At 50.3% G+C, this 11,581-nt stretch carries 11 protein-coding genes; all 11 read left to right on the top strand.

The features are described 5' to 3' along the window. Window positions 1-759 precede the first annotated feature (759 nt). The 11 genes from GHC22_RS24925 to GHC22_RS24000 all read left to right on the top strand — a co-directional run bounded on the left by GHC22_RS24925 (window position 760) and on the right by GHC22_RS24000 (window position 11,579). Complete coding sequence (locus GHC22_RS24925; RefSeq protein ID WP_356829360.1) at window positions 760-1,446, top strand: PAS domain-containing protein; 687 nt, start codon at window positions 760-762, stop codon at window positions 1,444-1,446. Between the two features lie 451 nt (window positions 1,447-1,897). Continuing rightward, entirely contained in the window at window positions 1,898-2,158 is a 261-nt protein-coding gene (locus tag GHC22_RS24045) for a sigma-70 family RNA polymerase sigma factor (RefSeq protein ID WP_153754050.1), read from the top strand. Between the two features lie 285 nt (window positions 2,159-2,443). Beyond that, window positions 2,444-2,953, top strand: coding sequence for a transcription termination/antitermination NusG family protein (locus GHC22_RS24040; RefSeq protein ID WP_153754049.1), 510 nt, complete (start codon window positions 2,444-2,446; stop codon window positions 2,951-2,953). 237 nt (window positions 2,954-3,190) lie between these two features. After that, window positions 3,191-3,871 carry a hypothetical protein gene (locus GHC22_RS24035; RefSeq protein WP_153754048.1) on the top strand — a complete coding sequence of 227 codons (681 nt, stop codon included), beginning with the start codon at window positions 3,191-3,193 and terminating at the stop codon, window positions 3,869-3,871. A gap of 22 nt (window positions 3,872-3,893) precedes the next feature. Further along, a complete protein-coding gene (locus GHC22_RS24030) occupies window positions 3,894-5,012 on the top strand; it encodes a toxin co-regulated pilus biosynthesis Q family protein (protein WP_228553293.1) in 1,119 nt (372 codons plus the stop codon). Between the two features lie 26 nt (window positions 5,013-5,038). Next, window positions 5,039-5,449, top strand: coding sequence for a type IV pilus biogenesis protein PilM (gene pilM / locus GHC22_RS24025; RefSeq protein ID WP_228553291.1), 411 nt, complete (start codon window positions 5,039-5,041; stop codon window positions 5,447-5,449). 14 nt (window positions 5,450-5,463) lie between these two features. After that, window positions 5,464-7,140 carry a PilN family type IVB pilus formation outer membrane protein gene (locus tag GHC22_RS24020; protein ID WP_040231333.1) on the top strand — a complete coding sequence of 559 codons (1,677 nt, stop codon included), beginning with the start codon at window positions 5,464-5,466 and terminating at the stop codon, window positions 7,138-7,140. A gap of 1 nt (window position 7,141) precedes the next feature. Continuing rightward, window positions 7,142-8,446, top strand: a complete 1,305-nt coding sequence (gene pilO2, locus GHC22_RS24015) for a type 4b pilus protein PilO2 (protein WP_153754047.1) — start codon at window positions 7,142-7,144, stop codon at window positions 8,444-8,446. After that, window positions 8,430-8,930 (top strand): type IV pilus biogenesis protein PilP, encoded by a 501-nt coding sequence (gene pilP / locus GHC22_RS24010; RefSeq protein ID WP_153754046.1) that lies wholly within the window; start codon window positions 8,430-8,432, stop codon window positions 8,928-8,930. The genes pilO2 and pilP overlap by 17 nt, the downstream gene beginning before the upstream one ends. 2 nt (window positions 8,931-8,932) lie before the next feature. After that, window positions 8,933-10,492: a GspE/PulE family protein gene (locus GHC22_RS24005; RefSeq protein WP_153754045.1), complete on the top strand. Its 1,560-nt coding sequence runs from the start codon at window positions 8,933-8,935 to the stop codon at window positions 10,490-10,492. After that, window positions 10,485-11,579, top strand: a complete 1,095-nt coding sequence (locus GHC22_RS24000; protein ID WP_040231337.1) for a type II secretion system F family protein — start codon at window positions 10,485-10,487, stop codon at window positions 11,577-11,579. The genes GHC22_RS24005 and GHC22_RS24000 overlap by 8 nt, the downstream gene beginning before the upstream one ends. Window positions 11,580-11,581: the final 2 nt, after the last annotated feature.

The raw sequence follows: 11,581 nt of genomic DNA, 5'->3' as shown, positions 1-11,581 counted from the left end.
TACTTCCTGCGCTTATGTTGCACAGAAGGAGTAAGCACGGAATCTCTTGTCTTTTTTCGCGCACGGGTTATACTCCCATACAGAAGCAACAACTTCTGCATGATTTGTTAAGGACCCCGTTAATCTCGCGATGCCGCCAAGTATCTAAGATTATCGGGGTTTTTGCTTTTCTGGGCTTAGCTAACTAACCTGCCAGAACCTGTCACCTTCTTAGGCGTGACAACCTAATAAATTCATTTATAACAATAAGTTCACCGACTTTATCACCACAACAATGCAGGATCAATTTTTAGGATCTCTCCAGCTCCTAGATTAAGCTTCACTTCTTGAACGATGCGCTTCTGCGTCTCGTTTTAAGCTCTCGAAAAGCTCTAGTGGTACAAGATAAAACGCCGGCGCGCTACGATTCAGAATAGCAATAGCATCACCCTCTGCTGACTCGACAGTCCCTAACGGATCCCTTTTGAACTCCGTGATACCAGCGACTTTCGTGCAATGTATCGGATGTGCCATAACTCCTCCTGGTTTACAGATAGCACCTACGAATTATTGTATCGTAGCATACAATCAGACACTTAAAAGCATCATTAACTAATATTATGATCGCTGATCAAACTCAGTTAAGTGTAGTTTTACATGATATAGTACATCCGCACACAGAATATACCTCTAAAATTCAAATAGATACGGCCATTAGCGGATGATGTCTAAAATCATTTCTTCAAAAAAAAATTCCAACTTGCTCCTCAGGTTTTAAACCTGATTTCCAACAGCAGAGAACCTATGACGATCAAGAATGGTAGTCTGCAGTATGTAGCAGTTAACCAAGCCTTTCTTAGGTTATTAAAACTCCCTAATGATTATCCTATTGTAGGTAAAACATTAGACCAACTTCCTACATCCTTAGCTTACCTTTCACAGCGAATACACAATCAGGAAGAACTCGTTATGGAGCATGAAGACCAATTCTCTTCTATCGTTACGCATCCAATAGGTGAGAGCAACTCTATACATGCTTTGTGCTTCGAGTCCCGGCCCTATTATGACGATGAAGGAATCTGTTCAGGTACTATGCTTCAGGTAAGACCTGTTGATATTTTTGGACCAGATAGCTTGCTATCGGGAGACGTCCCCAAATCGTTGGTTTATAGGGTACCGTCCGAGATATTTACTAATGCTGAATGGGAGATCATTTTTTTAATATCTCTTAAATACAGCAGGAAAATTATGTCTCGGATATTAGGGACTTCTTTAAAAGCGGTAGAGCATAGAATCAGCAGATGCCTGCAGAAAACCGGGACCGCATCAGGGAGCGAGCTATTAGAAGTTTGCAAGAAGAATAACTGGGATGCCTACATACCCCCTCGATTTTTAAAGCCGAGATTTAGATTATTCAGAGCTGATCCTGATGCGTATCTAGTTGACTCATCACTAAGCAAACAGTAGTCTTCAAAAGTCATAGTAAATCCTGTGACCGGGCGTGAGAACCCGTATCTACACGTGCACATTGACACGCATCGCGTGTTTTTTTGTGTACTGAACCAGCACATCTGTGTAATGGCGGTTCAGGTAGGGCAACCGTAAGGTTGGCCGGTACCGTGTAGGCCGGTTTCTCACCCCTGCCTGGGCTGCCACCAGAGCGTGAGAACTCCGTGGCAGCCGATATCATATCTACACGGGAGCTTCATCTACAATGCGCAAGAACTTATCAAAGAATCCTCAATCCCCCCTAGCAAATATACTTGGCTTTCAATGGCTTGTAGCTGGTGTATTCTCTAAACAGAATGTCCTAACCCATACCACATATCACAACACGTTCAATGGGGTTTCTCCCCATTAAGGGAGATGCATTTTACGCGTAAATTTATTACGTACTGATTTGCCAGGGGACTTCACAATGATTAATGAGAACACTATTAACGCCCTGCATAGCGTTTTTCCGGAACTTTCCAGAAAGCAGTTAGAAATTGTGACTCTGTATGCCCACGGAAATACATATGAATCCATTGCTGACATTTGCAATATCTCTGTTGAGACGGTCCGATCACATCTTAAGCGAAGCACTAAAGCTCTGAACTTAAAAAGCAATGATGCAATGCGTGCTGTAATATTGTCACGCTCATACTTTTTTATGATTTCATTAATGATCACAAATTAATCAAAAAATGCACCCCTCAAGGGTGCATTTTTAAGACTTGGACTATTTACACTTTACTTTGATTTACCGAGATAGAATCATAAGCGCAGACCATTAAGTATTGCCGCCAATTTTACTTGAGGGTCTACCCTACAAGAGCACCCTGAACTATGAGACCCCCAATAACAGCTGACAAACTTAAGTGCTTGTTAGTAAGACTGTTAAGTCATCATGGTTGAGTATGTTCGACCCCGTTGAACATTGAATTATCCCGTCATGGATCAATTCTGCGCGAAGCGTTCAAAAATGAATATTGAGACTGTATGTAACCAACAATGGTATCTTGCTCTCTATATTACGGGGGGCAAAAATCGCGAGAAATTATTCGACTGGCTACACGACAGGAGAATTACCCCCTGGACGCCATTATCCTTAACGAAAATACGGCGTGCTGATGCACCGCATGTTTTCAGAAAAAGGGTATCTGCAGTTTTTCCTGGATATTTTTTCCTAAAAGCCAATTTTGATGTTCAAAAGATAGATACTATTAGGGCGCACTCAGCGTTCTGCGATTTTGTGAAGTTCGGTAGCCAAATCACCCCGGTGAACACAAGGGTGGTTGAAGCATTAATGAAAAAATACCCCGATCCTACCCATCACCCTGCTGCAAGGGATGAACTGGAAGTTGCATCAAATATCTGGCTTACAAAAAGTCAGTACAAACGACTGACACAGCTAGAACAAATGGAGCACCCCATATCCAGGACAGCGATGTTGTTCGATATGATCACCCATGCTGATGCATGGGGGTTTTGAAATGTACTTTACCGTAGCCTCTTAAACTGGCCTTAACCAGTTATCACTCCATCCCTTTTAATTCCCCCGTCTACGGGGGCTTTTTTTGCACCGTTTTCCGGCAATGACGTCTGGGCTGGTCCTGCCCGATGAACACCCTCTGTTCCTTTAACCAGCCTGCACTCAGGCTTCCTTCACTCTGGCGGAATGAAGGTACAGACGTCATTGCCAGAAACCGGAACCTAAGAGAGACAAACCATGCAATCCACCCAGGAACAGGTCAGCCATCTCTTGTGGTGCATTCTCGTTGCCTTACGTACGGCAGTCGAAAACCATCACATAACCTCAGAGCGTGGCAAACGTAGATTCATCACTGAATGGTTAAGCGGAGCAAGAAGAATACCGACATTCAAAGGAATGGGAAGCGAGTTTATGACTATCCGGCAGTTACTCGAAACCGAAAAAAACCGCTCCATTGATGCCGTTCTGACTACGCTCTGGACCAACTCTGTATCAACCGGAAACTGCGATCTTTTTCGGTTCCGGGCAGTACTTAATTCACTTCTAGGACTTGGCTGGAAACACTGCCTCTGCCCCTGGCCTGAACAAGTTGTCACCGAAATAATGGAGCGCCAGCGCACTCGGAAGAATCACATCCTGCAACTCACTCGTATGGAAGAAGCATTTACCGCAACAGGCTCAATGATTTCACCTATTACATTTCAACTCCTGCTGAAACAAAACGAGGACGAAGAAGTTGAAAAGTCTTTCTATCTCGATCGTTTCTCTGTTGTTCGAGGCCGGGACACCTCGTTGTCTAAAGCTACTTTACGCACTCTCTATATCGGACATAGTACCCTGCCGGAATCCGCCTGGGGCGCATGGGGAGATCGCGAAAATGTCGGCAGCGGTAATCTCTGGCGGCCAGACCTTCACTGACCGATAACAAAAGGAACAAACCATGAAGTTTCGACCATTCACCCGGGACGTCAGCGTGCATAAAATTGCCCTGCCCCTGTTAATACCGTCACTGTTAAGCAGCTGCACGGGATTTCAAAACCGTAACGTCGCACCAGACACCCCTGCACTCGTGTTTGTAGACGGTCAGATCAGCGACAGCGCTGATATAATCAAACAAACACAACGGCGGATAGCGCCCCCGGTCGCTACACCTGTTCCCGTACGACAGCCGGCAACTGCAGCGCAGGTATCGAAGACCTCGCCTTTGCCTCAACCAACAATGCTGTCTTCCTCCACAAGTAAATCCAGCGCACCTGGTTCAGTCACGAATCCATCACTGCCAGCACTTACATTTATTGGCACACCAGGTCCCGTTGCAGTTCTGTCATTATCCCCGGCGCGCAACCTCACACTCGAACAGTGGGTCAAACGTATCATTCCCACAGGTTGGGCACTGAACTACGAGAATGCACTGCGCCCTGTCCTGAATACCCGTATCGTCTCGGTATACACCAATGACCAGTGGACCAGAGTGCTCAACCGTTTGCTGGAAGAGCAATCAATCCAGGCGCAGGTGGACTGGAATCGTCATGCCATCACACTGCAGCGAAGGGGTCAATCCGCTCAGTTGACAACCTCTGCGTCGTTCACTGAAAACCGAACAACTCCTGCCCAAGCAGCTGGCATACCGAGAAATCCATTCAGCGGCCCGGATTCAGCCCAACCAGTAGCGCAGACAACTGTTAAATCTCCGGCCCCTGTAACGACAAAACCGGCACCGGTAGCGGTGAAACCACAGCCAGTCACAGGACAACCTATCGCACCTGTGATTCAGGGCAAAACCTGGACGGCACCGGCTGGTACAACTCTGCGAGAAATGCTGATGAAATGGGCACAGGACACACGCTGTGAATCTGGCGCTTCACCACACTGGACGGTTATATGGCCTGTCGCCGTGACGGATTATCGGCTTGATGCTCCGCTGACATTCCGCGGTTCATTTGAAACCATGCTCGGCCAAATGTTCGACCTTTACCGTACCGCACAGAAACCGCTTTATGCAGAAGCTTCCCGCATGCAGTGCGTGGTATCAGTCACAGATACTCCGGCAGGTCGATGATGGGCTGGGTCATACTGGCCATCGGCATGATATTTTTCCTTATCGCCGGTGATATAGATTCCCAACGCAATCAGAACAGTCGGACAGCTATACAAACACAGAGCGGCCAGTTTTATGCTTCCCAGTTCCTGACCATCGCTAATCGTGTTAATGACTGGCGTTACAAGACAGGTCAGAAGGACGGCTCCATCCCAACCGATCAACTGGGTCTTCCCTTCACCCCCGACAGCCGAATCCAGTACCGGTTACTTCAGAGCAGATTGTGGATCTGGATGCCGGAACAACCTGGGCTCGTTGATGCGTTACGGGCACAGAGTCGCGGTTCGGCACTTATCGGCACCATGAGAAGTGGTCAGCTAATCTGGCTTTCCGGTCTTGCCACCGGACTCACGGCACCACAGGGCGTTTCTGAAGGCGCCGTGGTTTACCTCAACTAATCCGGATTTTCCCCATGAAGAAAACCCTTTTGCGGCGCCTGCTGATGGCGTCCTGCTTTGCCATGCTCGCAGGCTGTACCTTCTCTGAAATCAATAAAATGCAGACGAAGGCTCAATCTGATGCCACGGTAGCCCGCGCGCAGGCGCAGCTGCCACGAACCCAACACCAACAACCACTGACCTGGACGGACCGGCAGTGGATTAACCCCAGCCCCATTCCTGTCGCCGTACGGGAAAGAAACCGCCAGGCTCCGTCCTGCAACATAACCCAGGCAAAAAAGAACATTACGCTGCAGGAACTGGCACAACGCATCACAGCTTTGTGCGGCACACCGGTGATCTTTACTCCTGATGCCATTGATATCAGCCAAAGTAGTGTCAGCACCGGCGTCACACGCCAGATGAGTGGCTCACTCCCGCCCCCCGATGACAATGGGAGGACACCACTGGCAAGCCTGGGTGGCGTAACCTCTCCGGCAACAAGCGGAACCAGCCAGCCACTGAATCTTACCGGATTGATGTGGCAGGGCGATCTGGGCGGGCTTCTGGATCTGATGGCCAGCCGTAGCGGTCTCTACTGGCGAATGGATAATGGCACCATCGTGTTTTACCTGATGGAAACCCGGACCTATTCGTTGGCCATGCTGAATACCAAAACGTCCAGCACGTCGAGCGTCAGTTCAGGAACGACCAGCAGTATGGGGGCCACCAGTGGCACTGATAACTCCGCATCCGGGGAATCCACCACCTCCCAGAGCACAACTACCGGTCAGGAATACGATCTGTATGCTGATCTGCGCAAAGCTGTTGAGTCCATGCTGACGCCAAATAAAGGCCGCTACTGGCTGTCCTCGTCCAGCTCATCACTGATTGTGACGGATACACCTTCAGTACAGGCTGCCGTGGCCCGTTACGTGAACGAGCAGAATCTCATCATGAACCGGCAGGTAGCGCTGAATGTTGAAGTACTGAGCGTCGGTAATTCACGAAATGAAGATTTCCGGATTGACTGGAACCTGGTCTACAAGTCACTTCATTCAGCTGGCGCAACGCTTAATAACGCTACCGGGGATCTCTCTGGCGGTATATCTGCCGGCGCGTCCATTCTTGATACCGCTACCGGTAATGCCGCGAAGTTTGCTGGCTCCAGCCTGCTGCTAAAAGCATTGTCTGAACAGGGTGATGTCAGCGTCGTCACCTCTCAGTCCAGCACCGTGACAAACCTGACGCCCGTGCCTATCCAGATGGCAGATCAGACGGTTTATGTGGCACAGTCGGCTACAACAACAACCACTGATGTTGGCGCCACCACAACTCTGACACCGGGGATGATCACTACAGGGTTCAACATGACCCTGCTGCCGTTAATTCAGGAAACAGGTAATGTTCAGCTGCAGGTGAACTTCAATCTGTCTGATCCACCTACTATTCGTAACTTCACGTCAAAAGACGGCAACTCCTATATAGAGATGCCATATACCAAACTGCGCTCCCTGAGCCAGAAGGCAAACCTCCGGGCCGGGCAGTCGCTGATCCTCACCGGCTTTGATCAGAACAATACCTCCGTCAATAAGTCCGGTACCTTCACGCCAGGGAACCCGCTCCTGGGCGGAGGTCAGTCAGGTAAAAACGAGCGAACCACTTTGGTCATAGTGATCACGCCAACGTTCCCGCAGAACTCTGGAGGCTGAAATGAATGATGAGGCTTACCTGTTTACAATTCGGGATGGAAAATCCCGCAGCCGTTACTGGCTGGCGGGAATGGACTGGGCACCAAAGGAAAGGCAGAAATTCCGGCTACAGTCATTTCACCTGAGAAAAGCACAGCCAGCCAGTACTGCAGGCATCGGTGTTAATACTTCCAGTGAACGAATAAATGGACGGGACAGGCAGCAACAGGTAGTTGGGGGCGGCCGATTGCCAGCCCGTCATCGCCGGCATCAGCTTTACTCACTGGCGCTCGCTTTTTGTGCCAGCACACGAAACGGATATGGTATTTACCGACTGAATAGTACTGATTTCGTGTTTCTGGCCAGCATCAATGGATTGCCTGCCGTCACCGCCGATAAAACGGGGGGCACAGACAAAATGCAAACGCTGCTGACACTGTTCCTGAGCATGAATGAACCGCCGTCAGAAGGATGGGAATGTCTGGCCACAGTGGACACCCCGCTTGAAGCAAACAGTCTCTTTACCGGACTATCTGCGCGTAGACGACAGCAATGCCGTGTACATGTTGATGGACTGCAAAGACAACGCTGGTTTTTGGCCTGCACGATATTGCTAATAGGTACAGGTGCCATTACCTGGTGGCAGGCTGCCACGCCACCAGAGGAGCCGACACTCACCGCCGAGGAAATCCAGGCCAGGGCGCGTGCGATGTTTGCCACCCAGGTAAAACCTCAATCCCTGCCTCACCCCTGGGCACATGAAGTTACGGCTACGGATCTTCTCAATGATTGTCAGAGACAGACCGATCCGGCGAAGTATGTTCTGGAAAGCTGGAAGCTGACATCCGGAACCTGTTCACCTGATGGGATAACACTTCTGTACCAGATTATGCCGGGCGGTACAGTAGAGGGATTCCTGGCCCGCGCCCGGGAAGTTTTCGGTGTCACACCTGTATTCAATCTGAAAGAGGGGGGGCGGGAAGCCAGGGTTACACTGGCCCCCCCTGACAGCCCACTCAAAGATGAAGCCGTGCCGAACAGCTCAGCGCAGTTCATCCGTATCCTCTCCTGGTTCCAGCGACAACAGGTCATGCTCAACATCACTGATGTAGCAGCACCTCCAGCCCTGCCTGGGGCAAACGGAGAGCCGCCTCCCGTGCAGGACTGGCAGGAATACGTGTTTAGTTTCTCCGCCCCTCTCCCCTCCATCATGTTATTCGACGGTCTGGATGAAACCGGTATCCGACTAACCCGAATCTCTTTCGAGCTGAATGGCAGTGCGTTCAGCTATACCACTGAAGGTAAAATTTATGCGTCAGCACAGTAACTTTCTGCGACAAGCGACATTCTGGCTCCTGCTGCCAGTATTGAGTCCATTACCCGTTCAGGCCTCTCAGTCAACTAACCAGCAGGTATCACAACCAGCCGAAGTGACAAAAGGACAGCTTGAGCAACTGCATATCCGAAACATCATCCTCCAGGCAGAAGTTCAGGGGGCGCAACTTCAGCGCCAGCTGGAGGAAAACCAAGCCGGTGCCGGTACCATCGCCCCCTCCCTTCCCGGAGCTATCGCCGGCGATACTTCACTGCCCGGCCAACCTGCACGCACAGTTCCCTCAAATAATCGCCCTGTCGTGCTGGAAATCAACGGTCGCGACCAAAAACTCCGCGCCACACTACAACTACCATCAGGACAGTCATTGGTTGTATCGCCGGGGAGCCGTATTCCTGGTCTGGAGAGCACAGTCAGGAGTATTACGCTTGCCGGTGTCACACTCAGCGATGGCACACTGCTTGCCTTCGGAGACTAACCATGAACGGTATTACTGCAGAATCTCTCCTGCTGTTTGATGACGGAGAAAAGAAAGAAATCCTTATCGACACCAACCAGCGAGGCGACCCTGGTGTACAAGCCGCGCTGATGGATTTAATGAACAAGCATCCAGGGATCAAACATCGTTTTGTCACTCTCTCGGACTTACGTGAAGCGAAAAAAAAACAGGCTGCTCAACCTCAGGCCAGCGATAAGGCTGGTTTGACGCTGGCAGATCTGGGTGGCGACAGCAGCCACAGCGAGCAACGGATCCTGAACTATTTCTCAGTGGCCAGAAAGCTCGGATCCTCAGATATTCACTTCCTGATTTCAGACTCGCTCTTCCAGGTCAAAATGCGGGTTCACGGCTATTTACATGTGGTGGATGAACGTCAGAGAGAGGAAGGAATGTCCCTCTGTGCCACCTGTATTCTCTCTATGTCGGATGTGTCAGAAACCAGTTTCTACCCACACCGTGAGCAGGATGCACGACTCTCTCCAGCCATGATGCGGAAAATAGGCCTGTTTGGTGCCCGCTACAGCCACCGTCCAACTGGCGATGGTCTGATTGCGGTAATGCGCCTTATCCCGGATGACGGCAATAACGTACCTGACTTTCTACAACTGGGGTATTTGCCCGAACAAATCAAGCTACTGATACGCATGATTGACCGCCCTGAAGGGAAAATCATTCTCTCGGGACCTACCGGTTCAGGTAAGTCCACTACGCTGCGTACCGCCTGTCGGGTATACCTCGATACCAACCCCGGGCAACACCTTCTGACCATTGAAGATCCGCTTGAGGGACAGGTCGTGGGTGCCGTTCAGACCCCGATCATCTGCGACAAATCTGATGAAGAAGCAGTACATATCGCCTGGGGAAAAGCCATCTCGTCAGCTTTGCGACTGGACCCTGACTCAATCATGATGCAGGAAATGCGCGACCTTATCTCGATGCTGGCCACCATTTATGCCGCCCAGACCGGACACCTGGTGATGACTACACTGCACACAAACTCTGCACTCGGTATCCCGGAACGCATGGTTACGCTCGGCATTAACGAAAATCTGCTGTGTGATGCCCAGTTATTGATTGGACTTATCAGCCAGCGCCTGGTACCCACGCTATGTCCTGAATGTCGTATATCCTGGCAGGATAAGGTCGCCAGCCTGACTGTCGAGGAAAAGGACTGGCTGGAGAAATACTGCAACATTGAAGGTATCTGTTCGACCGATAAGCTCTATTTCCACAACCCAGAGGGATGTGAAGCATGTACACAAGTGGTGGAGATAAACGGTCAGGTTCGCGGTAAAGTCGGTCAGGGGATCAGGGGGCGTACCGTCATTGCCGAGGTTATCGAGACCAATAACCGTCTTTTTAAGCTGCTGAAAACAGACGGAAAAGTCGCGGCGCGCCAATACTGGATAAATCACATGCAGGGGATCAGCCGTGTCCGGCACGTCCTGCATAAAATCAACGAAGGACTGGTCGACCCGCTGATGGCCAACCGTATCATTCCGCTCGATGAAGATGAACGTCTGGAGGTGGATGATGCGTGAAATGCACGTCCTGAAACGACTCCGATATACCCTGGTTCGCAAGACGTTCAGCGGTCGATACCGTGTTCAGTTCTATGATGCCCTGCGATTTCTGATTGAAAACCAGCAACAACTTAAGCCTTCACTGGAGAAAATGCGCAATGCATGGACAAACTTCGGCCAGAACTGGCATCCCTACGTTGAGCTGACGGATGACTGTGTTGATGCCTTAAGGGAAAACAGCGGGGAAAAAACGCTGGAGCGTACGCTCTCCCGATGGCTACCGGCCGCAGAAGCGTCCGTCATAAGCGCAGGCATACGCAGCGAGTCACTACCACGCGCGCTAAGATACGCCTGTGCTCTGACCAGCGCCGGTAAGCGTATTCGTGCTGCAGTATGGCAGATGGCCATCTATCCGATCGGCTTTGCCATCATGATGGCCAGCACCATTTATGTGCTGAATACTGAGTTACTTCCCACGTTGACAGAAATCAGCCCGCCAGAGAACTGGACCGGTGCACTCGGTTTTCTTTATGGTATCTCGCTGTATTTCAGTGAATATGGCGTAATAACTGCCATCGCTACTATCGCATCAACTATCTGGACTATCTGGTCACTCCCCCGCTGGCACCGCCCCGACAAACTTCGCCGTGCATTCGACGGTCTGATGCCATGGTCGGTTTATAAGGATATTCAGGGTGCAACTTTCCTGTTGAACATCGGTGCACTACTGCAGTCCGGCGTCAAAACTAAAGACGCGCTGGAGATTCTGCAGGAAACGGCATCCCCCTGGCTTGCTGTGCGTATCGAAGCAATTACCGAACACGTTCGTGAAGGTAAACATTTCGGACTGGCCCTGAAAGATTGCGGTTATGACTTTCCGTCGCAGGAAGCTGCCAACTTTCTCTCCCTTCTACAGGGGGACGGCGATGATGAAATCATAATTAACTACGGCCAGCGCTGGCTTGAACAAACTCTGGAGCGAGTAGCAAAACGTGCAGTCGTTATCCGCGGTCTCATGTTCCTGGCAATGATCCTGATGCTTTTGCTTCTGGTCCTTGTCGTTATGGATATCAATGCCCTTAACAGCTCGTCGGGCGCTTTTTAAAC

Source organism: Citrobacter sp. H12-3-2 (assembly GCF_009649895.1).
Lineage (GTDB): Bacteria > Pseudomonadota > Gammaproteobacteria > Enterobacterales > Enterobacteriaceae > Citrobacter > Citrobacter portucalensis.
This window is presented reverse-complemented; position numbering and strand designations above follow the sequence as displayed.

Bases quoted from the DNA above. Each gene is read 5' to 3' on its own strand.
- GHC22_RS24045 (WP_153754050.1), top strand. From the start codon at position 1,898: ATGATTAATGAGAACACTATTAACGCCCTGCATAGCGTTTTTCCGGAA.
- GHC22_RS24040 (WP_153754049.1), top strand. From the start codon at position 2,444: ATGAATATTGAGACTGTATGTAACCAACAATGGTATCTTGCTCTCTAT.
- GHC22_RS24035 (WP_153754048.1), top strand. From the start codon at position 3,191: ATGCAATCCACCCAGGAACAGGTCAGCCATCTCTTGTGGTGCATTCTC.
- GHC22_RS24030 (WP_228553293.1), top strand. From the start codon at position 3,894: ATGAAGTTTCGACCATTCACCCGGGACGTCAGCGTGCATAAAATTGCC.
- pilM (WP_228553291.1), top strand. From the start codon at position 5,039: ATGATATTTTTCCTTATCGCCGGTGATATAGATTCCCAACGCAATCAG.
- GHC22_RS24020 (WP_040231333.1), top strand. From the start codon at position 5,464: ATGAAGAAAACCCTTTTGCGGCGCCTGCTGATGGCGTCCTGCTTTGCC.
- pilO2 (WP_153754047.1), top strand. From the start codon at position 7,142: ATGAATGATGAGGCTTACCTGTTTACAATTCGGGATGGAAAATCCCGC.
- pilP (WP_153754046.1), top strand. From the start codon at position 8,430: ATGCGTCAGCACAGTAACTTTCTGCGACAAGCGACATTCTGGCTCCTG.
- GHC22_RS24005 (WP_153754045.1), top strand. From the start codon at position 8,933: ATGAACGGTATTACTGCAGAATCTCTCCTGCTGTTTGATGACGGAGAA.
- GHC22_RS24000 (WP_040231337.1), top strand. From the start codon at position 10,485: ATGCGTGAAATGCACGTCCTGAAACGACTCCGATATACCCTGGTTCGC.